Origin of the sequence: Streptococcus devriesei DSM 19639 (assembly GCF_000423725.1) — a bacterium.
GTDB lineage: Bacteria > Bacillota > Bacilli > Lactobacillales > Streptococcaceae > Streptococcus > Streptococcus devriesei.
In genome coordinates this window covers 765,966-792,296 of the sequence record NZ_KE384084.1, presented here as the reverse complement: position 1 = coordinate 792,296, position 26,331 = coordinate 765,966, and the positions used below count along the sequence as shown (strand labels likewise).

Here is a 26,331-nt window from a genome sequence, read left to right as displayed (position 1 = left end):
TTTCAGCCAAGAAAAGTCCTTAGAGATATGGTATAATTGAGGGATAAGGATAAAGGCGGAAAAACGATGAGTAGATTGATTCCCGGACGTGTCCGTAATGAGGGCATCCACTTTTACGAACAGCATTTAGTCTCTATTTTAGAGGAAGAAGATAATTTTTTGATTGCACAGGTTGCTGACTGCAGAGTCTGCTATTCTCTCGAAGATGATCTTGTTTCCTGTCCTTGCGATATGTTTCAAAAAAAGGGCTATTGTTCCCACTTAGCAGCTGTTGAACACTATCTAAAGAATCATCCCAAAGGGAAGGATCTGGCCGATAACCTTATCGCTGATGAACAGGATCTGGAAGAGAGAAAAGAGAAGACTTCTTTTGGCAGCCTTTTTCTTGATGGCTTGACAATGAATGAAGACGACAGTGTCAAATACCGTCTGTCCGCCCAGGGCAGTCAGAGTCCTTTTTCGGCAGATTTTTGGTGGACTTTAAAGCTCAACCGCCTGCCTGACAAGCGCTCCTATGTTATCCGTGATATTAAGGCTTTTTTGACTGTTGTCAAAAAGGAATCCTATTACCAAATAGGCAAAAATTATTATGAGCCGCTCTCTCTTTTGCAGTTTGATGAGGCCAGTCAGGAATTGATTGAATTTTTGTGGCGCATTGTTCCTGATACGGCTCGTGCCGATACAGACTTTTTACTGCCCAATCATGCTCGCAATTTGGCCTTGCCAAGCGGTTTTTTTGAAGAAGGTGTCAGTCTCTTAAATGATCTTTATGAGTTCTCTTTTGAAGGCGAGTCGCAAACCTATCACGATTTGAACTTCAAGGAATTAGACAGTTCAGCGCAGCTGTATCAGTTTAAGGTGACGGTTCACCGTCAGTCTATTGAGCTGATTATCAATGAAAAGCCTGTAAAATTTTTCTTTGATAATCAGTATTTGCTTTATCATAACACCTTTTATCACCTCGATTCCAAGCAAAGAAAAGTAGCTGCTGCCATTAAAAGCCTGCCTTTAGAAGAAGATCTGGCTAAGCATATCTACTTTGATTTTGAAGATCAGGCAAAGCTTGCGACCAGTCTTTTGGATTTTAAAAAGCTGGGCAGGGTTGAAGCACCTGCCAGTTTTGATATCCGTGATTTTGAGGTTATTTTTAATTTTGATCTGTCAAGCAATCAAGAACTTGTGCTGCATTTGGTATTTGATTACGGACAAGTTAAAGTTTCCAGTCAGGAAGAAAAAGAAGCTCTGCCTTTTGCCAGTCATTTTAAAAAGGAAAAGAAAATTGCCAACCTTCTTGAACTTTATGGTTTTTCAAAGGGATTTACTGCCTATCACCCGCCTCTGAAAGCTCAGGAACTTTACAGCTTTTTCACGGAAACGCTGAACCATTTTGAACGTATCGGCAAGGTTAATCTTTCTGCGTCGCTTGAGGCCCTGCGCTATCTGGAAAAACCAAGGATTGATATTAAAACGAATCAAGGCTTGCTGGATATTTCCTTTGATTTTTCAAGTATTTTTGAGAGTGATATTGATGATGCTCTGACAGCTCTTTTTGAAAATCGTTCCTACTTTGTCAGCAAGTCTGGGAAATTGGTTCTTTTTGATGAAGAAACTCAAAAGGTCAGTCAGGCTCTGCAAAATCTGCGTGCGAAAAAACGCCATAACGGCCATCTTGAGGTCAGTAAGATTGCTGCCTATCAAGTTTCTGATGCCTTGCAGGATGTAGGAAATGTCCAATTCTCCCAAGATTTTGCTCAGTTAGTCAAGGATTTGCGTCATCCGGAAGAATTTTCACTGCCGGATTTCAAGGTTAATGCCAGCCTGCGCGATTATCAGCTCAAAGGTGTGAGATGGATGTCTATGCTTGATAAGTACGGTTTTGGCGGTATTTTAGCCGATGATATGGGACTGGGAAAGACCTTGCAGACCCTGACCTTCTTGACAAGCAGTCTCACTAAGGACTCCAAGGTTTTGATTTTATCACCGTCCAGTTTAATTTATAACTGGAAGGACGAATGTCAAAAATTTACGCCTGATTTAGATGTGGCTGTCTCCTACGGCCTCAAGGCAGTGAGAGATGAGGTTATTGCTGAAAACCATCAGGTGACAATTACCAGCTATGCTTCCTTCCGCCAGGATTTTGACCTTTACCAAAAAAGACGCTTTGATTATTTAATACTAGATGAAGCACAGGTCATGAAAAATACCCAGACTAAGATTGCACAGAGCCTTCGTGCTTTTGAAGTTAAAAACTGCTTTGCTCTTTCTGGAACACCGATTGAAAATAAGCTGTTAGAAATTTGGTCCATTTTTCAGATTGTTTTGCCGGGTCTTTTGCCGGCAAAGAAAACATTTTTAAAAATGGAGCCTCAAAGGGTTGCCCGCTATATCAAGCCTTTTGTCATGCGCCGCCGCAAGGAAGATGTCTTGCCGGAGCTTCCGGATTTAACTGAAATTAATTATCACAATGAACTGGCAGACAGTCAAAAGGCCATTTATTTGGCACAGCTCCGCCAGATGCAGGACAATATCCGGCAGTCTTCTGATGCTGAAATCAATCGCCGGAAAATTGAGATTCTCTCCGGCATTACACGCCTGCGTCAGATTTGCGATACGCCAAAACTCTTTATGTCTTATGATGGAGACAGCGGGAAAATGGCCAGTCTGAGGGAACTCCTGCAGCAGATCAAAGAAAGCGGTCATAGGGCCTTAATCTTTTCTCAGTTCCGCAATATGCTGGATTTGGCAGAAGAAGAAATGGCTGTTCTTGGTCTGACCAGCTATAAAATGACAGGCTCTACCCCGGCTAATGAGCGTCAGGAGATGACACGCGCCTTCAACAATGGCAGCAAAGATATCTTTTTAATTTCCCTAAAAGCAGGTGGTGTCGGCCTCAATCTGACAGGAGCAGATACTGTTGTTTTGATTGATTTATGGTGGAATCCCGCTGTGGAAATGCAGGCAATCAGCCGCGCCCATCGTATCGGGCAAAAGGAAAATGTTGAAGTTTACCGCATGATTACGCGGGGAACGATTGAAGAAAAAATCTTAGAGCTGCAAGAAAGCAAAAAAAATCTGGTGACCACTGTTTTAGACGGAAATGAAACACGCGCCAGCATGAGCATCGAAGAAATCAAAGAAATTTTAGGAATTTCTGTGTGATGTCTTTCAAAAATGTTATTTTTAGTTTATAATAGGAATGTTTCAGAAAGGATGTGAGTTAATGGGTCGTAAAAGAAAATTTCCCTTGGTTGCGGATGATGAGGCTGTCGTTGAAATTGCTAAGATAATGCGTTTATATGAAAATGAAGACCTGATCACTAATATTCACGGTCCTTATGAAGATAAGGTTTATGACGATGTAACTCAAGGTTATCAGTTTATTCCTGATAACCCCAATCCTCAAGAAGTGGCTTCGGAGCGGATTAAGACGCAAAAGGCAGGAAAAACCTATGCTGAAATTGCCCGTGAAAAAGCGCGTCAAGATCTGAAAAAAAAGCGTCAGTCTTTCATTGCAAATGATTATAGCAGACCAGTTTCTAAAGGGATGATCAAGACATCTGAAAAAGAGGTGCCGGCTCCCAAGACTGAATTAGGCCGTTTTTCAAATCATTTACATCAGGATTTTTATATTTTGGCTGAGCTGCCCAAGAACTATTCAGAGCCGGAAAATCCTTCAAGAAAAGATGTTAAAAAGAATAATTACGACTTTTTAAAAAACAGCCAGATCTATAATCAAAAAGAAAAACAAGAACACCGTGAGCGCCATGTAGCTCAGGAGTTAAACTTGGAACGTCTTGAAGATGTCAACTAGAGGAGAAATTAAAAACATGTCTAAAACCATTCACTTTATTGGAATCAAAGGCTCAGGGATGAGTGCCCTGGCACTGATGCTCCATCAAATGGGGTATAAGGTGCAGGGAAGTGATGTGGATAAGTACTATTTTACCCAGCACGGTCTTGAAAAAGCAGGCATTGCCATCCTGCCTTTTGCAGAAGCTAATATCACTGATGATATGGAAATTATCGCAGGAAATGCCTTTCGGGAAGACAATAATATTGAAGTTGCCTATGCTGTCAAAAACGGCTATCAGTTTAAACGCTACCATGAGTTTTTAGGCGGCTTTATGCGTCAATTTACCAGCCTCGGTGTGGCAGGAGCTCACGGCAAGACATCCACAACAGGCCTTCTGGCTCATGTGCTGAAAAATATTACAGACACCAGCTATCTGATTGGTGATGGTACAGGACGCGGCTTGGCTAACAGTCAGTACTTTGTTTTTGAATCTGATGAATATGAGCGTCACTTTATGCCTTATCATCCGGAATATTCTATTATCACAAACATTGACTTTGACCATCCGGACTACTTTACAAGTGTTGAAGATGTTTTTGATGCCTTCAACGATTATGCCAAACAAGTTAAAAAAGGTCTTTTTGTCTACGGAGAAGATCCTTACCTGCGTAAGATAACATCGCCTGCACCGATTTATTATTATGGCTTTAAGGACGATAATGATTTTATTGCCTATGATATTATGAGAAATACCAAGGGCTCTGATTTCAAGGTCAAACACGGCCAAGAAGAGCTTGGACGTTTCCATATACCAGCCTTTGGCCGTCACAATGTGCTTAATGCGACAGCTGTTATCGCGAATTTATACACTGCCGGTGTTGACATGGCATTGGTGGCTCAGCATTTGAAGACTTTCTCTGGTGTCAAACGCCGTTTTTCAGAAAAACGCATTAATGATACGACGGTCATTGATGACTTCGCACACCATCCGACTGAAATCATTGCAACGCTTGATGCTGCTCGGCAAAAGTACCCTTCAAAAGAAATTGTTGCCATTTTTCAGCCGCACACCTTTACAAGGACTATTGCGCTCTTAGATGACTTTGCCCAAGCCTTAAATGAAGCTGACAGTGTTTATTTGGCACAGATTTACGGTTCTGCCCGTGAGGTAGATCATGGCGATGTCAAAGTAGAAGATTTGGCAGAAAAGATTGTTAAACCTGCCAAAGTAATCACTGTTGAGAACGTGTCTCCGCTTTTGGACCATGACAATGCTGTCTATGTCTTTATGGGAGCAGGAGATATCCAGCTTTACGAGCGTTCATTTGAAGAACTCTTATCTAACTTGACAAAAAATACACAATAATATAAAGGTTTCTTTACTTTTTAGTAAAGACCTTTTTTCTGAAAGGAGATAAAATGCTGATTAGACAAGTTCAGTTAGCTGATTTAGCGGAAGTCAGCCGCATTGAAGCTGAAAATTTTTCATCTGCTGAGGCAGCAACTCCGAAAGTCATAAAAGAGCGGATTGAAAACATAGCCGATACTTTTTTAGTGGCTGAACAGGACGGGCAGCTTGCGGGCTATATCGAAGGCCCTGTCGTTGCCAGCCGCTACCTGACGGATGATTTATTTCAAAGGGTTCAGCCTAATCCAAACCAGTCCGGCTACATTGCCGTAACCAGTCTTTCTGTCGCTAAACCTTTTCAGAAACAAGGAGTTGGCACAACTTTACTGGCAGCGCTTAAGGACTTGGCTGTGGCTCAGAAGCGTATAGGTATTAGTCTGACATGTCATGATAATTTAATTTCTTATTATGAAATGAATGGTTTTACAGATGAGGGGCTTTCATTGTCAAATCATGGCGGCAGCACTTGGTACAATATGGTTTGGGAGAATCCTGAGATCTAACTTTTTGTTACTTAGCTGTAATAAATAATTGATAAAATTGCCTTTAAAGCGTTTTTAGGTTATAATAGCCTGTGATAAACATTAGGAGGTTAAGCTTTGACTGATGATATCTTTAATGACAAAGAGAAGAAAAAAGCTCAACAGACGAAAAGTTTTAAAGAACAAATTTTAGCAGATATGGAGAAAGCCAGCCGCTTGCGCAGAGAACGCGAAGCCAAGCAGTCGGGCAACGAAAGTTCTGAGGATTATTCTGTCGATAATGCTCAGCTTTCTAAAGAGCCATCCGGTCAGCCAGCAGTCAAAGAGGATGCGGCGGCTGTTATGCCGGTCCCCGAGGGAAAGATTACAGATCAAGTGGTTGATGATGTCTTAGCCAACTTAGATGAAGTTTTCTCACCTGATTCGAGCAATCCGTCCGAGAAAAAAGCAACTGATCAAAAAACACCTCAAACAGCTGAGGTTCCTGCCCAAGCATCTCAGCTTTCCGAATCTGTCCAAAATGAGACAGCTAATCCAAACCCTGCTGAATCTGTTTCAGAAACACTGATTGCCAATGACCCTTCTAATAATTTAGAAGTAAAAGTGAAATCTACAGGAACTTGGTTTGATGACGGAGAAGCAGAAAACTGGCAGCTGCCTGCTGATTTTGTAGAAAAGCATCAAAGCAGCATAGAGGAAGACACCAAAGAGCTGTCTGTATCCGATTTAACATCTAAGGCTGAAACCAAGACTCAGCCTAAAGAGGAAGCTAAGGCAGTCAAAGATAAGGAAATTCCTAAATTAGAAGAAGAGGAGGAGGTGCAAAAAATTACTAAGAAACCTCAGCAATCTAAAGATAAAAAGACTCCTCAGGACACAGCAGTCAATCTGAATCAGAGAAGGCAGCAGCGCCATAAGAAAACCAACAGACTGGCAAGAAAGATTTCAACTGTCTTAATTACCTTCATCCTTATTTTACTGATAGGAACAGGTCTCTTTGGTTATTATTATGTCTCCAGTGCTCTCAAGCCTTTGGATGCTAAATCTACTAAGTATGTTCAGGTAGAGATTCCAAGCGGTTCCGGCAATCGGATGATCGGTAAAATTCTTGAAAAAGCCGGCGTTATCAAAAATGCAGCTGTTTTCAATTACTATACCAAATTCCGCAATTACGGCAATCTACAGAGCGGCTACTATAATTTACAAAAGAGCATGTCCTTAGATGACATCGCTAAAGCTCTTCAAAAAGGCGGAACAACAACACCTCAGGCTCCTGTTTTGGGCAAGGTTTTGATTCCTGAAGGGTACACCATCAAACAGATTGCCAAGGCTGTTACGAGCAATGCCAACACTAAGAAAAAAACGGATAAGACGCCTTTTACCTCCAAGGAATTTTTAAAGACCGTTCAGGACAAGGATTTTATCAGCAAAATGGTAAAGAAATATCCTAAACTCTTAGGCAGTCTGCCGGATTCTTCTAAGGTGACCTATCAGTTGGAAGGCTATCTGTTTCCGGCCACTTATAATTACGAGAAGAAGACCAGTGTTGAAGATTTAATTGACAGCATGCTGGCTGCTATGGATGCCAATATGCAAAATTATTATGATACCATTGAGTCACAAGGTAAAACGGTCAATGAAATTTTAGCGATGGCTTCTCTTGTTGAAAAAGAAGGTTCGACAGATGATGACCGCAAGAAAATTGCAGGTGTCTTCTATAATCGTATAGATCAGGACATGCCTCTTCAGTCTAACATTGCTGTTCTTTATGCAATGGGAAAATTAGGTGAAAAGACAACCTTGAAAGAGGATGCCAATATCAATACCAAAATCAAGTCGCCTTATAATGTTTACACCAATAAAGGCTTGATGCCCGGTGCAGTAGACAATCCCGGCCTGTCGGCTATTAAAGCAGCAGTAGAGCCGGAATCTACGGATGATTTGTATTTTGTGGCAGACGTCACCACAGGTGAAGTATACTATGCCAAAACTTATGAAGAACATTCTGCCAATGTTGAAAAATATATCAACAAGAAAATTGATGACTCAAACAGTGAGTAATGAACTGCTGAATGTTTAATTCCAGCTTTAAAATATTAACAGTCTTACCTTAAGACAGCAGCAGCTGACTTTTTAGAACTATTTTCCCAAATCGTCTTATGACTTTTGGGAATTTGTCAGCTTTGCAGGGGTGGACGGCAAGCTTTGCAGCTTGAGCGTTTGCAGGAGCTTGTCCCACTCCCTTTTCATGTCTAAAATTATTTATCATATAGAAAAGAGAGATTAACTATGTCAGAAAAAACGTATGCAATGACCCTTGCTGAAAAAGAAAAGCTTGAGCAGGAACTTGAAGATTTAAAATTAGTTCGCCGTCCAGAGGTTATTGAGCGCATTAAAATTGCCCGCTCTTACGGTGATTTATCAGAAAACAGTGAATATGAAGCTGCTAAAGATGAGCAGGCCTTTGTTGAAGGACAGATTTCAAGCATTGAAACAAAGATTCGTTATGCTGAGATTGTTGACAGTGATGCTGTTGCTAAAAATGAAGTAGCTATTGGTAAAACTGTCGTTGTCCGCGAAGTCGGTACAACCGACGAAGATACTTATTCAATCGTCGGAGCTGCCGGTGCTGACGTTTTTGCCGGAAAAATTTCTAACGAAAGTCCTATTGCCCAAGCCCTGATTGGCAAGAAAATCGGCGATAAGGTAACCATCGAGTCACCTGCAGGCAGTTATGACGTTGAAATTATCAAAGTAAGAAAATCAAAATAAAAGAAGAAATAGTCAAAAAGAGGATGAGACAGACAGCCGCTGTGGTTCGTTTTGTTCCATCCTTTTTTATATTTTCAAACAAATTTTTTTAAATTAGTAGCAGTGTAATATTTATGATTTGCTGCGACTAAAATTTTATGCTCATAATACTTTAGTTACATATACTATAGATCTTATCTTTTATTGAAAAATAAAAAGATAGGAGCTATAATTACAGTAAATACATAGTAAAAGAGGCATCTATGTTAAAAAAGAATAAAAGAATTGTCCCCATGTTAGCCATTTTTCCCCTTTTTATCTTTATTTATTATCTAACCTATTCTCAATATTCCAAGATAATTGGCTTATTATATACTGCTTTTATTACTTTTCAGATTTTAGTATCAGACATTTACTCGGGCAGCAAATATAAGAAAAAGCTTAAATGGCTGTCAACAGTGACTCTTGATCTCACTATGATTTTAAGCCTTGTATATTCGCAAATAGATGCAGAGAGTAAACTTTTTTTGTTCTTGTTGTGCAGCAGCATGATTTTTATTAGTGGTTTGTGCTCTCATATTCCTTACAATCCCTTTATTGGGATAAGGATTTTCTCAACGCGAAATGATGCTGCCAACTGGGAAGCAACTCATAAAGTTTTAGCAAATTTAAGTATTCCAATCAGCTGTCTGCTTTTGATTCTCTCTAACTTCTTTGATATGCAAACAGCAATAGTGATTTCATTTTCTATATGGCTTATTCTACCGATAATATATTCTATCTGGTTTTATCCTTCAAAAAGAAAGTATGTAAAATAAATTTAGCGACACAAAAAAATGCTTGATTTCAAGCATTTTTTTAGGATATTGCGGCAGTCTTATTTTCGGCTGCGCTGTTTGCCGGCGTTACGTTTTGCTTTATGCTTCTTAGGAGCTGTGATAGCTTGGGCTTGGGTGTTCGCTGCTTTTTGGGGAGTAACATCCTTGCGAGCATTGGATTTAAATGGCTTAGGAGGATTTTTTTCAAATTCCTCATCAATTTGCTGCCGCAGTTTTGGCTTAATAATGTGATTGGTCAGTAATTGCTGAATGAGTCCGAAGACACCGCTGATCAGCCAGTAGAGAGCGCCTCCGGCAGGAGCACTCATGGAGATGAAGACCATCATAAGAGGCATGACCAGCATCATTCCCTTCATTTGCTGTTGCTGTGCTTCAGAGACGCTTCGCGTTGACAGCCATGACTGGACAAAATAAAGAATCCCGATGATGACTGTAATGAGTAAGCTTGGACTGCCAAGGTTTATACCAAGGAAGCTGTGAGAGGAGATTCCCTTAGTATAGCGGGTAGCGTAGAAAAGAGCCGAGAAGAAAGGCATTTGAATCAGGATAGGCAGGCAGCCGAAACCGCCAAACATGTTGATGCCGTAGTGGCGCTGAGCTTCCATCAGTTCAGTCTGCGCAGCCAGCTTTTCTTCCTGTGTCTCAGCTTTCTTCATTCGCTCCTGAATGGGATCAAAAACAGGTTTGAGATAGGCCATTTTTTCGGTTTGATAGGTCATTTTTCGGACTTGACTCAGACCCAGCGGCAAGATGAGCAGACGGACAACAATCGTCACAATGATGATTGCAAAGCCAAAACCGATTCCTAAATCATTGGCCAGATACTTGATGACATTGCCCATAGGCTCAACTAAGAGGTTATAAACCCAGCCCTCACCGGTTGGTTTGCCGTTTTTAGTCTGTACACAGCCCGATAGGAAAAGGAGCATGGACAGCGCTAAGCCTGAAAATAAAAGTCGTCTATAAGTTTTTTTCACGATAATCTTCCTTTGTTTTAATAATACCTATCTATTTTACTGTTTTTTAAGAAAATTCTCAATAGTTCTTAAGCATGATTTTTGGGCAAATTAATTAGCCATTCTAAAGTCGTGGTAATCAGCAAAATTAGCCATATTGACGTCTACATAGGTTACTTTGGAAAAAGGGGAAGGACCTTTTCTGACTTCCTGAATAAATTTAGCCATTTTTTCGGGACTTTCAGACTGTGCTAAAATTTCAACCGTTCCATCATCATTGTTCCAGACACGGCCGTAAATATCACCTATTTCCAAGGCAAGGCTGTAAGTCGAATAGCGAAAGCCGACACCCTGAACACGGCCTGAAACGACTAACCTGACTTTTTGCATACTTCTGCCTCCTTTTTTGCTATAATATCCTTATGACTATTATAACCTCAAAAGCCAATTCCTTGGTTAAAAAAACTAAAAAATTATTACAAAAAAAATACCGCAGACAGTCTTACTTGATTGAGGGCTGGCACCTTTTTGAAGAAGCTAAGGCTCATGGGGCTGTGATTTTAAATATTTTTGTCTTACAGGAATATGCTTTTAGGACTGAGGGTTTAGCTAATGTTTTTATTGTTTCAGAGGACATTTTAAAAGATCTGTCAGCTTCGAAAACCCCTCAGGGAATTGTCGCTGAGATAGCCTTACCAAGGCCGGAACTGCCGCAAAATCTTCGCGGGAAATACTTGCTTTTAGAAGATGTTCAGGATCCCGGAAATGTAGGCACCATGATTCGGACAGCTGATGCAGCGGGATTTGATGCTGTTTTTATTTCTGAAAAAACGGCTGACATTTACAATTTAAAGACCCTTCGCTCCATGCAGGGCAGCCATTTTCATCTACCTGTTTACAGGGTTAATCTGTCAGATGTGATGGTACTCCTGAAAGAAGCCGGAACGCTAACCATTGCTACGACGTTGTCGGGAAATTCACTGGATTACAGAAGGTTAGATCAGCAAGAAAACTTTGCGCTTATCATGGGAAATGAGGGACAGGGAATTTCTCGCGAAATGGCTGAACAGGCAGATATTTTAGCTCATATTGACATGCCCGGCCAGGCAGAGAGCCTGAATGTTGCTATCGCTGCTGCTGTAATTATTTTTAGCTTAATTTAAGCTGGTATGATATAATAGATAAAGAGGTGACAGTCATGAAGAAATACGAACAGGACGAAGAATTCATGAAACTGGTCGGGCATTTAATTGATCATCCGCGCTTTAAAAAACTGGATGGGATTGTTCAGCATCAGCATTCAACGCGTTCAGAGCACTCCATTAATGTCAGCTATACCAGTTATAAGATTGCCAAAAAGTTTGGCTGGGATGCCAGAAGCACAGCCCGCGGAGGGCTCTTGCACGATTTGTTTTATTATGATTGGCGTGATACCAAATTTAATAAGGGACATGCATGGGTGCACCCCAGAATCGCTGTTAAAAATGCCCGCAAAGTGACCAAGCTCAATAAAAGAGAAGAAGATATTATCTTAAAGCATATGTGGGGAGCTACGATTGCTCCGCCCCGCTATAAAGAAGGCTATATCGTGACGATGGTTGATAAATACTGGGCTGTTAAGGAAGCGATAACGCCTCTGCGCAATAAGTGGCAGAAGCGCCGTATTCTGCGCCGTAAGTTTCTGGGCAGTCACAATCATTAGAATATTTTAGGAGAAACAACAAATGGATAATAACACAATTTATACACAAAGCGACAGCAACATAAGCAGTTTCTTTGCCAAAATTTACGGCTTGGTCGGAATGGGAATCGGTTTGTCAGCCTTGGTTTCCTATCTGATGCTCTATGTTTTTCAGGATAATATGATAGCCATTATGTCAAATGCTTCCTGGATTTATTATCTGGCGATTTTTGGGGAACTGGCTCTTGTCTTTGTTGCAAGCAGCGCTGCCCGTAAGAACAGTCCTGCAGCCCTGCCGCTGTTTCTTACTTACTCGGCCTTAAACGGCTTTACGCTTAGCTTTATCATCGCCCTTTATACGCAGACGACCGTTCTGCAGGCCTTTGTCTCGTCGGCAGCTGTTTTCTTTGCCATGTCCCTGATCGGTGTGACAGTGAAAAAAGATCTGTCAGGTATGGCTAAGGCCTTGATAGCCGCTTTAATCGGCATCATCATTGCCAGCGTAGTCAATATCTTTATTGGTAGCGGAGCTATGAGCTATATTATCAGTATTCTTTCAGTATTGATTTTCTCAGGCCTCATTGCTTATGACAACCAGATGATTAAACGTGTTTACGAATATACTGGCGGCAATGTCGGTGACGGTTGGGCAGTGTCAATGGCACTCAATCTTTACTTAGACTTTATCAATTTATTCCTCAATTTACTGCGTATCTTTGGCAGAAATGATTAAATCAGCAAGGCAAAGAGAGTTTGGGACAAAAGTCTCAAACTCTTTAGCATTATTCCAGATTTACTAGATTGACGCAGTGGTTGATTGGCGGTCCTTATCCCTTGCTACGCAAGTGATAGCTCCAACAGTTTGGGGAACTGTTGGAGGATATCCAATTATATGAACGTTAGTTCATGTCAACCCCTAATCAACTGTGCGGAGGTGGGACAACAAAATCAAAATCGTGACTTTATCACGATTTACCGATTTTTGTCCCACTCTCCTTTTACATTTTTAGCTGGCTGTCTGTTCTGCGGCCCTTGATTATCATCTGGATTAATTACAGCAAAACGAAACTTGAAATGAGCGGGGAAACAGAGTTTTGTCCCGCTCTTTTTTATGGTATAATGATAAAAATATTAATTTGGGAGATGCTATGAAAACACCCTTTATTTCAAAAGAACAGTTAGATAAGATAACGGCACAGTTTCCGACCCCTTTTCATCTTTATGATGAAAAGGGTATCCGTGAGACAGCCCGAGCTGTTAATAAGGCCTTTGCTTGGAATCAAGGGTTTAAGGAATTTTTTGCTGTTAAGGCAACCCCTAATCCGACCATTCTTAAAATTTTACAGGAAGAAGGCTGCGGGGTTGACTGTGCAACTGATGTTGAATTGCAAATGGCTGACAAACTGCATTTTGACAGTTCGGCTATCAGCTTTACCTCCAATGATACCAAGGCATCAGAATTTCGCTTAGCGCGCCGGATCAATGCGACGATCAATCTGGATGCTTATGAGCATATTGCCTTTTTGGAAGATGCGGCAGGACTTCCGGAAACGGTCTCGCTTCGTTATAATCCGGGCGGTGTTTTTGCTTTGGGAACAGATATTATGGATCATCCTGAAGAGTCAAAATTTGGAATGACAAAAGAGCAGCTCTTTCAGGGTTATCAGGACTTAAAAGCAAAAGGGGTTAAGTCCTTTGGCCTGCATGCTTTTTTGGCTTCCAATACCGTCACTAATGACTACTATCCGACCTTAGCCGGACAATTGTTTGAATTGGCTGTGGAGTTAAAAGATAATTTAGGTATCAGCCTTGATTTTATTAATCTGTCGGGCGGGATCGGGATTGATTATTCACCAGCTGACAGGCAAAATGATATTGCGGTAATTGGCGAAGGGGTTCATCAAAAATTTGATCAGATTCTTGTTCCCAACGGTTTGGGAGAAGTTCGGATCTTCACTGAACTAGGACGCTTTATGCTGGCTCCGCACGGGCATCTGGTCACGAAAGTTCTTCATCTGAAAGATACATACCGCCACTATGTCGGCGTTGATGCCAGTGCTGTCAATTTGCTTCGCCCTGCCATGTATGATGCATATCACCATATCACCAACATCAGTAACCCTGACGGAGAGCTGCAAATGGTAGATATTGTTGGCAGTTTGTGTGAAAATAATGATAAGTTTGCCAAGCAGCGGGAGCTCCCTCAAGCACGTGTGGGGGATACGCTGATTATTCATGATACGGGAGCTCACGGTTTCTCCATGGGTTATCAGTACAATGGCCGCCTGCGCTCGGCTGAAATTCTCCTTCGGGAAGACGGGTCAGCAAAAATGATTCGCCGTGCAGAAACGCCTGAGGATTATTTCGCAACACTTTATGGTTTTAATTTTGATCGCTAACGATTTGAGAGCCAGAGTGAAAGGACTTGTCTTTTTGCTCTGGTCTTTTTTGTGCTATTTTATTTGTGAAAGGGTTTCAAATCTGATATAATATTCATGTAAAAAATTTAGGAGAACAAAAATGAACACTATTCTTTGGATTTTATTAGTTATTATTGCCCTATTGGCAGGACTTGTCGGAGGCGCTTTTATTGCTCGTAAGCAAATGGAAAAATATTTAGAAGAAAATCCGCCGCTCAATGAAGATGTTATTCGCAATATGATGAGCCAAATGGGACAAAAACCAAGTGAAGCCAAGGTGCAGCAAGTTGTCCGTCAAGTGAATAAACAGCAAAAAGCAGCTAAAGCAAAGGCTAAAAAGAAGAAATAAATCTTTGATAAGACTGGGTTTTCCTAGTCTTATTTTAGAAAGAAGACAGCTATGGATAACAGACCTATCGGTTTTTTAGATTCTGGCGTGGGCGGCTTGACCGTTGTGCGCGAGCTTATGCGCCAGCTCCCCCATGAAGAAGTCGTCTATATCGGGGATTCAGCGCGTGCTCCTTACGGACCGCGTCCGGCTGAGCAAATCAAGGAATATACATGGGAACTGGTAAATTTTCTTTTGACTAAAAACGTCAAAATGATTGTTTTTGCCTGCAATACAGCGACAGCTGTCGCTTGGGAAGAGGTCAAGGAAGAGCTTGACATTCCCGTTCTGGGCGTGATTTTGCCGGGATCAAGCGCGGCGATTAAGTCTACTGTGTCCGGCAGAATCGGTATTATCGGGACACCGATGACTATTAAATCGAATATTTATGAAAAGAAGATATTGGATTTATCACCGCAGATGAGTGTGACCAGTCTGGCCTGCCCCAAGTTTGTTCCGATTGTCGAGTCCAATGAAATTCATTCAAGTGTCGCTAAAAAAATTGTTTATGAAAATCTGGCTCCTTTAGCCGGCAAGATTGATACGCTTGTTCTGGGCTGTACCCATTATCCGCTTCTAAAGCCTATTATTCAAAATGTTATGGGGCCTTCGGTCAAATTGATTGACAGCGGAGCAGAGTGTGTCCGCGATATTTCGGTACTGCTGAATTATTTTGAAATTAACCGCAGCCGCAGCTTAGAACAGCTGGAACATCGTTTTTATACAACTGCCAGCATCACCAGTTTTAAGGAAATTGCTGATGATTGGCTGCCCTTGACTATTGAAGTGGAGCATGTTAGCTTATGAAGCAAAAACTATATGAATACAAAGATGAGCAAAATTGGTTTATTGGCCAATGTTCCAAGGAAAACTCATCAACTTATTATCAGGCCGAGGCAGAAAAAAACTATGCCTTGCTTGAGCAAAATCTAAGAAGTTTACTTGGCGAGGGAAGTGCTTTGATGCTGACCGTTGTCAAAATTGCATCAGGCATGGCCTTGGTTCAGTTTCTGTTAGACATTATCAATAATGAGCAGCAGCATAACTATAAGGCCAGCAGCCATAAGGGTGCGATACTGGTTACAGAAGAAGACCGCTTGGTTTTAGTCTGTCTGCCTAAAGAAGGGCTGGCCGTCAGTGAATTCTTTGGTGAAGCAGATGGTAATCTTACCGCTCTTGGAGACAGTATCTTGATTGCAACCCGCAATGAAGGAAAGACGCAAGAATTCAGCCAGATGTTTTCAAAGCTGGGAATGACGGTTGAAAACCTTAATCAGTATCCTGAACTTCCTGAGGTAGAAGAAACGGGATTAACCTTTGAAGAAAATGCCCGTCTGAAGGCAGAAACGATTTCTAAGCTGACGGGTAAGATGGTGCTGGCTGATGATTCGGGCCTGCAGGTAGACATCCTAGGCGGTTTGCCGGGTGTCTGGTCGGCTCGCTTTTCAGGTCCTGATGCCACAGACCAAAAAAATAATGCCAAGCTCCTGCATGAATTAGCTATGGTCTTTGAACTCAAAGATCGCTCTGCTCACTTTCACACGACCTTAGTGGTTGCTGCTCCTGATAAGGAAAGTTTAGTTGTAGAGGCGGACTGGCCCGGTTATATTGGCATGGAACCTAAGGGCAGCAACGGTTTTGGCTACGATCCGCTGTTTATTGTAGGAGAGAGCGGAAAGACCGCAGCTGAGCTCTCGGCTCAGGAAAAAAATGACATTTCTCACAGAGGACAAGCTGTTAAAAAGCTTATGGAGGTATTCCCGGCATGGCAGAAGGCACATTGATTATCATGAGTGATTCACATGGTGATCGGCAAATTGTAAAAGAAATTAAAGACCGCTATTTAGGCAAGGTAGATGCTATTTTTCATAACGGCGACTCTGAGCTGCCGGTGAGCGATCCCATTTGGGAAGGCATTCAGGTGGTCCGCGGCAATTGTGACTTTGGAGAGTATCCTGATTCTCTTGTGACCGAGCTGCCCAACTTAACAATCGCTCAGACACACGGCCATTTGTTTAGTATTAATTTTGGCTTTGAACGTCTGGATCTTTGGGCACAGGAGGAAGATGCCGATATTTGTACTTATGGGCACCTTCACAGGCCGGCCGTCTGGAAAAATGGCAAAACTGTCTTTATTAATCCGGGCAGTGTATCTCAGCCGCGCGGCGATATCAATGAGCGTCTTTATGCGAAGGTGAATTTTAGTAAAGACCGCATTCGAGTAGATTATTTCACACGGGATCATGAGATCTACCCAGCACTTTCACAGGAAATAAAACGATGATAGCAAAAGAATTTGAAAATTTCTTAAAACCGCTTTTGGAAAATGCTCTGACTCCGGCTGAAGAGCTGGCAATCTTTATTGATACCCATAATACAGCCCATGTTATGCTGCTTCTTGCTAATAACGGCTTTTCACGGGTGCCTGTCATTACCAAAGATAAAAAATACGTTGGGACCATCAGTATGTCAGATATTGTCAGATACCAGCAGGAAGAAGACATTGACGATGAAAAGCTGGCCGCACTGGACATCTCTTATATGACGAACGGCAGCTATGCGACTGTGGGACCCAAAGCTGATCTGACAGAGGTGATGCACAAATTAGTGGATGCTAATTTTCTGCCGGTCGTTGAAGCCGATGGAACCTTTTTGGGTATCATTACACGAAAAGTTATTTTAAAAGCACTGAACAGCCTGCTTCATGAATTTACAAACGAATACACACTGACAAAAAAATGATAACACTTATTCCAGAATTTATCGCCAGTAAATCTTTATCTTCAAATTCACAAAAATCTTATTTCTATGATCTGCAGCAATTTGCAGAAATTACTAAGGGAAAAGTCAATCCAAACAAACTTAAGCTCTATGAGCAGTCTTTGGCAGACTTAAAAGTTTCAGCAAAAAAGCGTAAAATTTCAGCTGTCAATCAGTTTCTCTTCTTTTTGTATGAGCATGAGAAGCTGGATCATTTTTACAAGATTAAAAATAAGGAAAAACTGCCTCTTGTAAGACCTGCATATCAAGAAATAGACTTATCTGTCCTCTATGAGAAGACTGCTGATCATACAGGACAGCTTATTGCTATGTTAATTGTGGAATTAGGGCTTTCTCCAAGTGACATTGCCCGGCTGAAATGGGACAATATTGCCTTGGATTTTCAAGTAATGACGGTCATGAGCGGCCAATCCATGAGAGTTTTAGAGCTATCCGATCGGCTGCTGTCCTACCTGCCGGAAAAAGAAGAAGGAGCTGTCTACTTGTTTGATAATAAGGGAGAGACCTATTCGCGTCAGTGGCTTTTTAACAAATTGAGCCATTATCTGGCGACCGTGGGTTTGAAGGAAATGACGGCTCAGAAATTGCGGGAGCAATACATTATCAAGGCTAAAAATAAGGGTGTCAGCATGATGGATTTGGCCAAGCATCTCGGTCTTAAAAGCCCTGTAACACTGGAAAAGTATTTTAAAAACTGATGGATATTAAATTAAAAGATTTTGAAGGACCGCTGGACTTGCTTTTGCACCTGGTCTCTAAATATGAAGTTGATATTTATGATGTTCCAATCGTTGATGTGATTGAGCAGTATCTGGCTTATATTGCGACACTGCAGGCGATGAAGCTTGAAGTGACCGGGGAATATATGGTGATGGCCAGCCAATTAATGCTGATTAAAAGCCGTAAGCTCCTTCCCAAAGTTGTCGAAAGTTTTGAACCTGAGGAAGATCCGGAACTGCAGTTATTACAGCAAATTGAGGAATATCGGACTTATAAGCTGTTAGGAGAACAGCTGGCGCTGAAGCACGGTGAGCGGGCCCAGCACTTTTCTAAGCCGAAATTAGAGCTGATTTACGATGATGTTGAACTGCGGCAGGATAAATCAGTTGTGGATATTTTTCTGGCCTTTTCAAAGGTGATGGCTGAAAAGCAGGAAGAAATCAAAAACAGCCATACAACAATCGACAGCGATGATTACCATATTGAAGATATGATGCTGGCTGTCGAAGAAAAAGTCGCCAGCCAAAAAGAGACTAATTTGTCGCTCCTGTTTAAAGAAGCCGTTTCGATCAATGAGATGATTACTATCTTTTTGGCAACTTTGGAATTAATCAAAGTACACCGTGTTTCGGTTCGGCAGGAACGTAATTTTAGTGATATTATTTTAAGAAAGGAAAAAGCATGACCCCTCTGTCAAAGATAGAAGCGCTGCTGTTTGTAGCAGGTGAGGATGGACTTGGTTTGCGCCAGCTGGCCGCACTGCTGGATATGCCTGTTTCGGCCTTGCTGCAGCAGCTGGAGAAACTATCTCAGAAATACGAAGCAGATGACAGCTCCGCTCTTTGCCTGATGGAGTCTTCAAAAACTTATAAACTGGTCACTAAAAAGGAATACGCAGAGCTTTTGCGCCAGTACTCCAGAACACCTATTAATCAGAGCCTATCCCGAGCCAGTCTTGAGGTGCTGTCAATTATTGCGTACAAACAGCCCATCACTCGGATCGAGGTTGATGATATTCGGGGAGTCAATTCCAGCGGTGCCATTTCTAAACTTCAGGCCTTTGATTTGATTCGTGAAAACGGGAAAAAAGAAGTGCTGGGACGGCCGAATCTTTATGTAACGACGGATTATTTCTTGGATTACATGGGAATTAACAGTCTGGAAGAATTGCCGGATGCTTCCGGTATCGAATTGAAAGACGAAGAATTTACGCTTTTTAGCAGCAAAGAAGAATCGCTTGAAGAAGCAGAAGCAAAGGAAGAAAATGAGAATTAATAAATATATTGCACATGCAGGAGTTGCCAGCCGCCGTAAGGCTGAAGAGCTGATCAAACAAGGACTTGTGACCCTTAACGGTCAAACAGTCACTGAACTGGCAACAACCGTAAAATCAGGTGATGTGGTTGAAATTGACGGCCAGCCTATTTATAACGAGGAAAAAGTTTACTACCTGCTCAATAAGCCGCGCGGAGTGATTTCCAGCGTTTCCGATGACAAGGGCCGAAAGACAGTTATTGACTTGCTGCCTCAAGTTAAAGAAAGAATTTATCCTGTCGGACGTTTGGACTGGGATACGTCAGGCCTTTTGATTTTAACCAATGACGGTGATTTCACAGATAAAATGATTCATCCGCGAAATGAAATTGATAAGGTCTATGTGGCGCGTGTGGAAGGGATTGCGGATAAGAATAATCTGCGGCCCTTAACACGAGGTGTTCGTATTGATGGCAAAGTCACCAAACCGGCTCGCTATCATATCATAAAAACAGACAGACAAAAAAATCGTTCAGTTGTTGAACTGACTATCCATGAAGGGCGCAATCACCAAGTTAAAAAAATGTTTGAAGCAGTGGGCTTAAAGGTTGATAAGCTGTCACGGACACGCTTTGGTACGCTTGATTTATCAGGACTTCATCCGGGAGAGTCAAGACGATTAAATAAAAAGGAAGTCAGTCAGCTCTACAATGCGGCTGTTAATCAAACAAGCAGATGAAAAAATTGCTCATTGCGCCAGTCAGATTCTATCAGAAGTTTATCTCACCTGCTTTTCCTGCTTCCTGCCGCTATCGCCCTACTTGTTCGACTTACATGATAGAAGCCATTGAAAAGCATGGTTTAAAGGGGGTCTTTATGGGAATTGCCAGGATTTTGCGCTGCCATCCCTTTGTAAAGGGCGGTCAAGATCCGGTGCCGGATCATTTTACTTTGCGGAGGAATGGTAAAAAGAAGTAAATTAGTTTTGCCGCTGGCAGCTCTAAAGATTTCAGTTTGTCAAAAATGGGACAGCGTCTTTTTTGTCAGTAACTTCCGCAGTTTTGGCAATAGTTTGGAGCAGGTTTAACCTATTTTGAAAAATTGAATGCATATCAACCAGAAAACCCTCACTTAGTGAGGGCTTTTTTTCGTATTAAGCAGCAGTGGAGCTGCAGGTATAAAGACTGATGGCGGCAATACTTAAGTTTTAGACCAAGTTTTTGGAATAAAGAGCAGGAGCATTGGATAAATTTCCAGCCGTCCTGCAATCATTGCAAAGGACAGAGCTAATTTTGAAAAGGGACTGAAGATAGCAAAAGTCTTATCTGTTCCTAACATTGGTCCGATATTATTAAAGGCGCTGGCAGCTGCACTGACAACGACCATAAACTTGTTGCTGTCAAGTGTCAGAATAAAGACCAAACCGATAAAAATAGCAAGATAAATAGCCAAATATTTAAGAACACTGTGCTGTATCCGCTTATCAAGCGGCTGATGGTTGATATGCAGGGACATTATCCGATTAGGGTAGAGGCTGGAGAGGACTTGATTTTTAGTAATCTTTGATATAATCAAGGTCCGCATAACCTTCAAGCCGCCGGCTGTTGATCCGGCCGATCCTCCGATAAACATTAATAAGAGCAGAATAAACTGAGAGAAAAGCGGCCAGACGGTTAAGTCGGTAAGACCAAAGCCTGTTGTTGTCATGATGGTAGAAACTTCAAAAAACGAGGTTTCCAGACCTTCTTTTGCAGAAGAGAAGAGACCGCTGACATTTAGCCAGATTAAGATGGTCGCAGCCAGCACAATGCCGATATAGGTCCGTAATTCTTCATCGCCAAAGAAGGATTTAAACTTGCGCATCAGCAGCAAATAATAGAGATTAAAGTTGACACCAAAAGCCAGCATGCCTATTGAAACCAAGTTTGTAATCAGTGAGCTGTGGTAGTGAGCAATACTGTCATTAAAGACAGTGAAGCCGCCGGTACCGGCAGTTCCCATCGCAGTAACCAGACTGTCATAGAGCGGCATGCCTGCAAACCACAGAACAACAGTAAAGATGGCAAACATAGCCAAATAGATAATGTAGAGGATCTGGGCTGTGTCTTTTAGCTTAGAGACCACCTTGCCAAAGACAGGTCCCGGAACTTCTGCCCGCATGACCTCTAAATGGCTGTTTTTGCTGTTTTCCATAATGGCAAGTGCAAAAACCAGTACTCCCATCCCGCCAATCAGGTGAGTGAAGCTGCGCCAGAACAGCAGTGAATGAGAAAGAACAGACACATCCGGCAAGATAGTGGCCCCTGTCGTTGTAAAGCCTGAGCTGACTTCAAAAAAAGCATCAATGATATTAGGAATCTGACCGGTGAAAACAAAAGGCAGCGCTCCAAAGAAAGACCAAAGAACCCAGCAAAGAGCAACAATCAGCAGTCCTTCCTTGGTATAAATATGCTGGTTTTTAGGTTTAAAAACAATACCGAGGCTTCCAAGGAGAATCAGGATAGCCATAGTGCCTAAAAGACTGAACATAATTGTTCGGTCTTCCTGATAAATAAGAGCGACAATCAAAGGAACAATCAGAAGCGCAGCTTCAATCAGCAGTAATTTTGATAAGAGAAAGCGTACCATACTTTTATTCATAGCTTACCTCTTCAATAAATCATAGATATGCGTGATGTTCTTGCGCAGTGTGATGACAACGATTTTGTCTCCGACTTCAAAAACATCATCACCGGTTGGGAAAATGGTCTTTCCGCGGCGAATAATAGCAGCTATTAAAACATCGCTTTTAAGTTTTAGATTGGACAAGGTTTTGCCGGCCATTTTATTAGCCTGACGGATCTCAAACTGCAAGGTTTCAATTCGGCCGTTAGCTACATGATGCAGAGCGTCCAGATTAGAATCTTGGGCATTAACGCGTCCGCGGATAAAATGCATCATGGAGTCCACTGCGATGTTTTTAGGTGTAATAATACTTGAAAACTGCTCGGGATTAATAATTTCAAGAAGGCTGGTGCGATTGACTTTGGTAATATTTTTCTGCACGCCCAGTGTTTCTAAAAACATGGAGGCAATGATATTTTCTTCGTCAACACCGGTAAGAGTAGCAATAGCATCGTAGTTGGCAGCACTTTCTTCCAAAAGAATATCCTTAGCCGTGCCGTCTCCCTGAACCACGTGAATATGCGGGAATTCCTGACTGAAAAGTTCTGCCTTTTTAGGATCAACTTCAATGATTTTGACCTGCAGATGGCGGTTTGTCGCTTTGAGGATGTTGAGCAAATAATAAGCAATCCTTCCGGCTCCGATAATCATCAAGCTTTTAATAACCTTGTTTTTGACAAAGTTATGGAAATGAATCATGTCCATACGATTGCCGGTTACAAAAATCTTATCGCCGGGCTGAATAATGTCATCGCCGTCAGGAATAATCAATTCATGATTGCGCTCAATAGCACAAATGACAATGTTGCTGAATTTTTTGCGGAACTGATTCAAAGACATCTGACAGAGTTTGTTGCTGTCTAGAATTTTAAATTCCATCAGCATGACACGGCCATTGACAAAATGTTCCACAGACAGCGCATTAGGGAAATCAACCATGTTGGCAATATAACGGGCTGTCAGCAGTTCTGGATTGACCACCAAGGAGAAACTGAGAAAGTTTTTGTCTTTAAAATAAGCATTCGAATATTCAGGGTTGCGAACCCGTACGATATTCTCTTTAGCTCCCATCCTTTTAGCCAGGACGGCTGCTACCATGTTCACTTCATCCTTATCTGTAATGGCAATGAAAATATCGCAGTTTTGAACATCAGCCTGCTCTAAAATTCTGAAATTAGCGCCATTGCCAACGATTCCCATAATATCAAGGCGTTTTGTCACATGATTAAGCACCGTTTCGTTTTCTTCAATGAGAATAACATCGTGCTTTTCATCGACCAGAGAGCGACAGAGAGCCTTTCCGACTTTACCGCCGCCAACGACAATAATTTTCATGATTTACCTCCAAATTATAATAACTATCATACCTCTTTTCAGAAGAAAATGCACTATTTTTCTATGAAAAATCAAAAGAAAAACAAGGGAGGAAAGCCCTTGAGACACGATACTATTTTTTTGAAAAAAGAGTGTTCTTTTCTGAAAAAAATCTTAAAATTTTTTCTAACATTTTATTGACATCTTTGACAAAAGTGTTATACTATATATCAAGCTACTCATTGTTTTAAATCAAACCTGTTATGATTTAAGATAATGAGGCCCCACACACCACGTTACCTGCTGAGCATGACTCCGGGTTTCGTGGTTCTTTTTTTGTGATAAACCTACCATCAGAAAGTTAGTCTAAGATGAATATTGAAACATTGGAAAAAGAAAATCATTCCCCGGCTTCGGGGAAAAATCACGTTGTCTTGTTTGAACCGCAAATTCCTGCCAATACCGGCAATATTGCCCGTACTTGTGCGGCGACCAACAGCCCTCTTCATATTATCCGCCCTATGGGCTTTCCTATTGATGACAGGAAAATGAAGCGAGCCGGTCTTGATTATTGGGACAAACTGGACGTGCACTTATACGACAGTCTGGAAGAGTTTATGGATAGCTGCTCCGGCACGCTGCATCTGATTACCAAGTTTGCTGAAAAAACGTATTCGGATGAGCATTATCATGATGATAAAGCGCATTATTTTATCTTTGGCCGTGAAGATAAGGGGCTGCCAGAAACGTTTATGCGTCAGCATGCTGAAAAAGCCCTGCGCATTCCGATGAATGATCAGCATGTCCGAAGCCTTAATTTATCAAATACGGTTTGCATGATAGTCTATGAGGCTCTTCGTCAGCAGCAATTCGCTGGTTTAGAGCTCAGCCATACCTATGCTGCTGATAAATTAAAGTAAGTTGCTTGTTTTGGGATACGACAAAGACTGCCTCTGGCATTACGCTAGGGGCAGTCTTTTAGCATCGTAATTCTGTTTTGAAAGATAGGCTAAATCTTATTTGTTTTCTTTTTATTCAACCTTAACGCTGCCGGTGTTGACCTTAATGGTTAACTGATTTTTAAAAATACTGCCTCTTGAGACATTATCTGCAATGTCCGTATCGCCAATATCTGTTTTAGCATTGACAGCTGTATTTTTAAGGCTTTTGGCAGATAGTGCAACCCTAGTATCACCGATATTATTATTTAACCTGACAGCGTCTAAGACAGTCACATTTTTAGCAGTAATGTTGCCGGTATTGGTTTCTCCCTTAATATTAATCAGAGTGCTGTTATTGAGATAGATATTGCCGACATTGCTGGCAATGCGCCCTTGCGCCAGTCTGCTGTTTTTGATAGACAGATCATTTGTGCTGCCTTGCAGGTTAATAGCTGAAATTAGCTGATTTTCAATACTGATATTGCCGACTTTATTGCTGATGGAAACTTTCTTCAAAGTCAGATTTTTAGGAACGGTCAAAATGACTGAGTGCTTGTTATCCTCATTGAACCAGTCAGGGAAATCACTTAATTTTAAAAGGTCAATATGAAAGACACCGGTACGCAGATGCTGTTTTAGGGATAATTGGCCTTTGGTAAAACGGTAAGCAATTTTTTCTTTAGGTTTTTCATAATAAGTCAGCTTGAAATGTTTATCTGAAGAAGATTTGACCTTAATATCCTTGACATCAAAGTCAAAGTCCAGCACCTGAACATTGTCTAACTGAATTTCCTTTTTGTGAGCTGCTTGGTTATCATTTTGCAGCTTCTCAAGACCTCCGGATGACAGACCGAACCCCAGCAAAACGGTTCCTAAAATGCTTAAAATCAGCCCGAGAACTACGGTAATTTTGAATGATCTTTTCATGATTTATAACCTCGCTTTGCAATCCATTGGTTAAACTTAAGAAAGATAAACTTAAACAATCGGGCCAGCAAAATAGTAGCAGCAGCAAACAGCAGGCTGATACCCAACGATAGGAAGCTGGCTCCTAAACCAAGACTCAGGGTTGATAGTGAGTCGGACAGTTTTGTGAGTGCCTCCCAGAGGAAAGCAAGACTTGAAACAAAACCGACAAAACTAAAACTGACAGTAATTAAAATGCTTGACAGAGCAGTAATGATAATGGCAAGAATAACACCCAGCGCTGCAATAGTCAGGGGCAGAGCCATTGGGGCTGCTAGGACAGCAAGGATTGTCAGCCAGATGGTTTGTTTAGGACTGCTGCCAATCAACTGATTTTTTTCTATCAGCTGGCTTAAAATATCATGGGCTGCTTCCTTAGGACTTCCCAGTTCCCTGATAATTTCTTCTTCGCGTTCAGGACCCGCTTCTTCAAAATATTCTGTAAAGTAATCCATGGCTTCTTCATAGTCAGCCTGTGGCAGTCTTTTTAAATAATGCTCTAACTGACTGAGGTATTCAGCTTTTGTCATGGCGAATTCTCCCTTCTACAATACCGTCAATAGTTGTCTTGTAACTTGCCCACTCACTCATTAAAAAGGTAAGGTGATTTTTCCCAGAACTGGTAATATGGTAGTATTTACGCTTTCGTCCTTGGTATTCTTGAGTATAAGTCGTGAGATAGCCGGCTTTTTCCAGTTTTTTTAAAATTGGATATAAACTGGACTCCTTGATATTGGCTATGAGTTTGATGGTTTGACTGATATCATAGCCGTAGGAATCCTGCCGTTTGACGATGGACAAAATAAGAAATTCGATCAAAACAGCGGAGACAGGATAATACATCTGCACACCTCCTAAATATATAAAAAAATAATATATAAATATTTTATATATAAAATATAAACCTATTCCTGCGATTTGTCAATAGCTGGCAGAAAATTAATTTTATTTGAAGCAAACAGCTAAGCCTAAA

At 41.5% G+C, this 26,331-nt stretch carries 29 protein-coding genes; 22 read left to right on the top strand and 7 right to left on the bottom strand.

Annotated features, from left to right (window positions below; all coding sequences use genetic code 11):
• The first annotated feature begins 66 nt into the window (after nt 1-66).
• The 7 genes from G573_RS0110095 (at nt 67) to G573_RS0110065 (ending at nt 9,252) form a co-directional block, all read left to right on the top strand.
• Nucleotides 67-3,159 carry a pilus expression-regulating Snf2 family helicase gene (locus G573_RS0110095; RefSeq protein WP_027976619.1) on the top strand — a complete coding sequence of 1,031 codons (3,093 nt, stop codon included), beginning with the start codon at nt 67-69 and terminating at the stop codon, nt 3,157-3,159.
• A 61-nt stretch (nt 3,160-3,220) separates the two neighbouring features.
• Nucleotides 3,221-3,811 carry a divisome accessory protein ZapJ gene (gene zapJ, locus G573_RS0110090; RefSeq protein ID WP_027976618.1) on the top strand — a complete coding sequence of 197 codons (591 nt, stop codon included), beginning with the start codon at nt 3,221-3,223 and terminating at the stop codon, nt 3,809-3,811.
• 16 nt (nt 3,812-3,827) lie between these two features.
• Nucleotides 3,828-5,159, top strand: coding sequence for a UDP-N-acetylmuramate--L-alanine ligase (murC, locus tag G573_RS0110085; protein WP_027976617.1), 1,332 nt, complete (start codon nt 3,828-3,830; stop codon nt 5,157-5,159).
• Between the two features lie 53 nt (nt 5,160-5,212).
• Nucleotides 5,213-5,704 carry a GNAT family N-acetyltransferase gene (locus tag G573_RS0110080; RefSeq protein WP_027976616.1) on the top strand — a complete coding sequence of 164 codons (492 nt, stop codon included), beginning with the start codon at nt 5,213-5,215 and terminating at the stop codon, nt 5,702-5,704.
• A gap of 96 nt (nt 5,705-5,800) precedes the next feature.
• Nucleotides 5,801-7,744: an endolytic transglycosylase MltG gene (mltG, locus tag G573_RS0110075; RefSeq protein WP_027976615.1), complete on the top strand. Its 1,944-nt coding sequence runs from the start codon at nt 5,801-5,803 to the stop codon at nt 7,742-7,744.
• A 228-nt stretch (nt 7,745-7,972) separates the two neighbouring features.
• Nucleotides 7,973-8,455, top strand: coding sequence for a transcription elongation factor GreA (gene greA / locus G573_RS0110070; RefSeq protein ID WP_027976614.1), 483 nt, complete (start codon nt 7,973-7,975; stop codon nt 8,453-8,455).
• Nucleotides 8,456-8,697: 242 nt separating this feature from the next.
• Nucleotides 8,698-9,252, top strand: a complete 555-nt coding sequence (locus G573_RS0110065) for an SdpI family protein (protein WP_027976613.1) — start codon at nt 8,698-8,700, stop codon at nt 9,250-9,252.
• A gap of 59 nt (nt 9,253-9,311) precedes the next feature.
• On the opposite strand, the gene yidC is transcribed toward G573_RS0110065, so the two are convergent.
• A complete protein-coding gene (gene yidC / locus G573_RS0110060; RefSeq protein WP_027976612.1) occupies nt 9,312-10,250 on the bottom strand; it encodes a membrane protein insertase YidC in 939 nt (312 codons plus the stop codon).
• Between the two features lie 90 nt (nt 10,251-10,340).
• Nucleotides 10,341-10,619 (bottom strand): acylphosphatase, encoded by a 279-nt coding sequence (locus G573_RS0110055; protein ID WP_027976611.1) that lies wholly within the window; start codon nt 10,617-10,619, stop codon nt 10,341-10,343.
• Nucleotides 10,620-10,651: 32 nt separating this feature from the next.
• On the opposite strand from G573_RS0110055, the gene G573_RS0110050 reads away from it, so the two are divergent.
• The 14 genes from G573_RS0110050 to yidD all read left to right on the top strand — a co-directional run bounded on the left by G573_RS0110050 (nt 10,652) and on the right by yidD (nt 20,451).
• Nucleotides 10,652-11,392, top strand: coding sequence for a TrmH family RNA methyltransferase (locus G573_RS0110050; protein WP_027976610.1), 741 nt, complete (start codon nt 10,652-10,654; stop codon nt 11,390-11,392).
• 35 nt (nt 11,393-11,427) lie between these two features.
• Nucleotides 11,428-11,931 carry an HD domain-containing protein gene (locus G573_RS0110045; RefSeq protein WP_027976609.1) on the top strand — a complete coding sequence of 168 codons (504 nt, stop codon included), beginning with the start codon at nt 11,428-11,430 and terminating at the stop codon, nt 11,929-11,931.
• 22 nt (nt 11,932-11,953) lie between these two features.
• Nucleotides 11,954-12,643: a Bax inhibitor-1/YccA family protein gene (locus G573_RS0110040; RefSeq protein WP_027976608.1), complete on the top strand. Its 690-nt coding sequence runs from the start codon at nt 11,954-11,956 to the stop codon at nt 12,641-12,643.
• A 415-nt stretch (nt 12,644-13,058) separates the two neighbouring features.
• Complete coding sequence (locus tag G573_RS0110035; RefSeq protein ID WP_027976607.1) at nt 13,059-14,309, top strand: diaminopimelate decarboxylase; 1,251 nt, start codon at nt 13,059-13,061, stop codon at nt 14,307-14,309.
• Nucleotides 14,310-14,430: 121 nt separating this feature from the next.
• Complete coding sequence (locus tag G573_RS0110030) at nt 14,431-14,679, top strand: YneF family protein (RefSeq protein ID WP_027976606.1); 249 nt, start codon at nt 14,431-14,433, stop codon at nt 14,677-14,679.
• Nucleotides 14,680-14,730: 51 nt separating this feature from the next.
• The gene (gene racE / locus G573_RS0110025) at nt 14,731-15,525 is read left to right on the top strand and encodes a glutamate racemase (RefSeq protein ID WP_027976605.1); all 795 of its coding nucleotides are present in this window, start codon (nt 14,731-14,733) and stop codon (nt 15,523-15,525) included.
• A complete protein-coding gene (locus tag G573_RS0110020; protein WP_027976604.1) occupies nt 15,522-16,502 on the top strand; it encodes a nucleoside-triphosphate diphosphatase in 981 nt (326 codons plus the stop codon). The genes racE and G573_RS0110020 overlap by 4 nt, the downstream gene beginning before the upstream one ends.
• Complete coding sequence (locus G573_RS0110015) at nt 16,484-17,002, top strand: metallophosphoesterase (RefSeq protein WP_027976603.1); 519 nt, start codon at nt 16,484-16,486, stop codon at nt 17,000-17,002. The genes G573_RS0110020 and G573_RS0110015 overlap by 19 nt, the downstream gene beginning before the upstream one ends.
• On the top strand, nt 16,999-17,460 hold the full coding sequence (cbpB, locus tag G573_RS0110010; RefSeq protein ID WP_027976602.1) for a cyclic-di-AMP-binding protein CbpB: 462 nt from the start codon (nt 16,999-17,001) through the stop codon (nt 17,458-17,460). Before G573_RS0110015 ends, cbpB begins: the two co-directional genes overlap by 4 nt.
• Nucleotides 17,457-18,197, top strand: coding sequence for a site-specific tyrosine recombinase XerD (gene xerD, locus G573_RS0110005; RefSeq protein WP_027976601.1), 741 nt, complete (start codon nt 17,457-17,459; stop codon nt 18,195-18,197). Before cbpB ends, xerD begins: the two co-directional genes overlap by 4 nt.
• Nucleotides 18,197-18,904 carry a segregation/condensation protein A gene (locus tag G573_RS0110000; RefSeq protein WP_027976600.1) on the top strand — a complete coding sequence of 236 codons (708 nt, stop codon included), beginning with the start codon at nt 18,197-18,199 and terminating at the stop codon, nt 18,902-18,904. The genes xerD and G573_RS0110000 overlap by 1 nt, the downstream gene beginning before the upstream one ends.
• The gene (gene scpB, locus G573_RS0109995; RefSeq protein WP_027976599.1) at nt 18,901-19,494 is read left to right on the top strand and encodes an SMC-Scp complex subunit ScpB; all 594 of its coding nucleotides are present in this window, start codon (nt 18,901-18,903) and stop codon (nt 19,492-19,494) included. Before G573_RS0110000 ends, scpB begins: the two co-directional genes overlap by 4 nt.
• Nucleotides 19,484-20,212: a pseudouridine synthase gene (locus G573_RS0109990; RefSeq protein ID WP_027976598.1), complete on the top strand. Its 729-nt coding sequence runs from the start codon at nt 19,484-19,486 to the stop codon at nt 20,210-20,212. The genes scpB and G573_RS0109990 overlap by 11 nt, the downstream gene beginning before the upstream one ends.
• Entirely contained in the window at nt 20,209-20,451 is a 243-nt protein-coding gene (yidD, locus tag G573_RS0109985; protein WP_027976597.1) for a membrane protein insertion efficiency factor YidD, read from the top strand. The genes G573_RS0109990 and yidD overlap by 4 nt, the downstream gene beginning before the upstream one ends.
• Before the next feature lie 222 nt (nt 20,452-20,673).
• On the opposite strand, the gene G573_RS0109980 is transcribed toward yidD, so the two are convergent.
• Together G573_RS0109980 and trkA are read right to left on the bottom strand one after the other, a co-directional pair.
• Nucleotides 20,674-22,113 carry a TrkH family potassium uptake protein gene (locus G573_RS0109980; RefSeq protein WP_027976596.1) on the bottom strand — a complete coding sequence of 480 codons (1,440 nt, stop codon included), beginning with the start codon at nt 22,111-22,113 and terminating at the stop codon, nt 20,674-20,676.
• Nucleotides 22,114-22,116: 3 nt separating this feature from the next.
• The gene (trkA, locus tag G573_RS0109975; RefSeq protein ID WP_027976595.1) at nt 22,117-23,472 is read right to left on the bottom strand and encodes a Trk system potassium transporter TrkA; all 1,356 of its coding nucleotides are present in this window, start codon (nt 23,470-23,472) and stop codon (nt 22,117-22,119) included.
• A gap of 350 nt (nt 23,473-23,822) precedes the next feature.
• On the opposite strand from trkA, the gene G573_RS0109970 reads away from it, so the two are divergent.
• Nucleotides 23,823-24,371 (top strand): tRNA (cytidine(34)-2'-O)-methyltransferase, encoded by a 549-nt coding sequence (locus tag G573_RS0109970; protein WP_027976594.1) that lies wholly within the window; start codon nt 23,823-23,825, stop codon nt 24,369-24,371.
• A gap of 111 nt (nt 24,372-24,482) precedes the next feature.
• On the opposite strand, the gene G573_RS0109965 is transcribed toward G573_RS0109970, so the two are convergent.
• The 3 genes from G573_RS0109965 to G573_RS0109955 are packed head-to-tail and all read right to left on the bottom strand — an operon-like array spanning nt 24,483 to nt 26,201.
• Nucleotides 24,483-25,319 (bottom strand): DUF4097 family beta strand repeat-containing protein, encoded by an 837-nt coding sequence (locus G573_RS0109965; RefSeq protein WP_027976593.1) that lies wholly within the window; start codon nt 25,317-25,319, stop codon nt 24,483-24,485.
• On the bottom strand, nt 25,316-25,888 hold the full coding sequence (locus G573_RS0109960; protein ID WP_027976592.1) for a DUF1700 domain-containing protein: 573 nt from the start codon (nt 25,886-25,888) through the stop codon (nt 25,316-25,318). The genes G573_RS0109965 and G573_RS0109960 overlap by 4 nt, the downstream gene beginning before the upstream one ends.
• On the bottom strand, nt 25,875-26,201 hold the full coding sequence (locus tag G573_RS0109955) for a PadR family transcriptional regulator (protein ID WP_027976591.1): 327 nt from the start codon (nt 26,199-26,201) through the stop codon (nt 25,875-25,877). Before G573_RS0109955 ends, G573_RS0109960 begins: the two co-directional genes overlap by 14 nt.
• Between the last annotated feature and the right edge of the window lie 130 nt (nt 26,202-26,331).

Bases quoted from the DNA above. Each gene is read 5' to 3' on its own strand.
- trkA (WP_027976595.1), bottom strand. From the start codon at position 23,472: ATGAAAATTATTGTCGTTGGCGGCGGTAAAGTCGGAAAGGCTCTCTGT.
- G573_RS0109980 (WP_027976596.1), bottom strand. From the start codon at position 22,113: ATGAATAAAAGTATGGTACGCTTTCTCTTATCAAAATTACTGCTGATT.
- G573_RS0109960 (WP_027976592.1), bottom strand. From the start codon at position 25,888: ATGACAAAAGCTGAATACCTCAGTCAGTTAGAGCATTATTTAAAAAGA.
- G573_RS0110040 (WP_027976608.1), top strand. From the start codon at position 11,954: ATGGATAATAACACAATTTATACACAAAGCGACAGCAACATAAGCAGT.
- scpB (WP_027976599.1), top strand. From the start codon at position 18,901: ATGACCCCTCTGTCAAAGATAGAAGCGCTGCTGTTTGTAGCAGGTGAG.
- G573_RS0110035 (WP_027976607.1), top strand. From the start codon at position 13,059: ATGAAAACACCCTTTATTTCAAAAGAACAGTTAGATAAGATAACGGCA.
- xerD (WP_027976601.1), top strand. From the start codon at position 17,457: ATGATAACACTTATTCCAGAATTTATCGCCAGTAAATCTTTATCTTCA.
- G573_RS0110045 (WP_027976609.1), top strand. From the start codon at position 11,428: ATGAAGAAATACGAACAGGACGAAGAATTCATGAAACTGGTCGGGCAT.
- G573_RS0109955 (WP_027976591.1), bottom strand. From the start codon at position 26,201: ATGTATTATCCTGTCTCCGCTGTTTTGATCGAATTTCTTATTTTGTCC.
- G573_RS0110030 (WP_027976606.1), top strand. From the start codon at position 14,431: ATGAACACTATTCTTTGGATTTTATTAGTTATTATTGCCCTATTGGCA.
- G573_RS0109965 (WP_027976593.1), bottom strand. From the start codon at position 25,319: ATGAAAAGATCATTCAAAATTACCGTAGTTCTCGGGCTGATTTTAAGC.
- zapJ (WP_027976618.1), top strand. From the start codon at position 3,221: ATGGGTCGTAAAAGAAAATTTCCCTTGGTTGCGGATGATGAGGCTGTC.
- cbpB (WP_027976602.1), top strand. From the start codon at position 16,999: ATGATAGCAAAAGAATTTGAAAATTTCTTAAAACCGCTTTTGGAAAAT.
- G573_RS0110095 (WP_027976619.1), top strand. From the start codon at position 67: ATGAGTAGATTGATTCCCGGACGTGTCCGTAATGAGGGCATCCACTTT.
- G573_RS0110055 (WP_027976611.1), bottom strand. From the start codon at position 10,619: ATGCAAAAAGTCAGGTTAGTCGTTTCAGGCCGTGTTCAGGGTGTCGGC.
- G573_RS0110050 (WP_027976610.1), top strand. From the start codon at position 10,652: ATGACTATTATAACCTCAAAAGCCAATTCCTTGGTTAAAAAAACTAAA.
- racE (WP_027976605.1), top strand. From the start codon at position 14,731: ATGGATAACAGACCTATCGGTTTTTTAGATTCTGGCGTGGGCGGCTTG.
- murC (WP_027976617.1), top strand. From the start codon at position 3,828: ATGTCTAAAACCATTCACTTTATTGGAATCAAAGGCTCAGGGATGAGT.
- G573_RS0110080 (WP_027976616.1), top strand. From the start codon at position 5,213: ATGCTGATTAGACAAGTTCAGTTAGCTGATTTAGCGGAAGTCAGCCGC.
- G573_RS0109990 (WP_027976598.1), top strand. From the start codon at position 19,484: ATGAGAATTAATAAATATATTGCACATGCAGGAGTTGCCAGCCGCCGT.
- yidD (WP_027976597.1), top strand. From the start codon at position 20,209: ATGAAAAAATTGCTCATTGCGCCAGTCAGATTCTATCAGAAGTTTATC.
- G573_RS0110000 (WP_027976600.1), top strand. From the start codon at position 18,197: ATGGATATTAAATTAAAAGATTTTGAAGGACCGCTGGACTTGCTTTTG.
- greA (WP_027976614.1), top strand. From the start codon at position 7,973: ATGTCAGAAAAAACGTATGCAATGACCCTTGCTGAAAAAGAAAAGCTT.
- G573_RS0110015 (WP_027976603.1), top strand. From the start codon at position 16,484: ATGGCAGAAGGCACATTGATTATCATGAGTGATTCACATGGTGATCGG.
- G573_RS0110020 (WP_027976604.1), top strand. From the start codon at position 15,522: ATGAAGCAAAAACTATATGAATACAAAGATGAGCAAAATTGGTTTATT.
- G573_RS0109970 (WP_027976594.1), top strand. From the start codon at position 23,823: ATGAATATTGAAACATTGGAAAAAGAAAATCATTCCCCGGCTTCGGGG.
- G573_RS0110065 (WP_027976613.1), top strand. From the start codon at position 8,698: ATGTTAAAAAAGAATAAAAGAATTGTCCCCATGTTAGCCATTTTTCCC.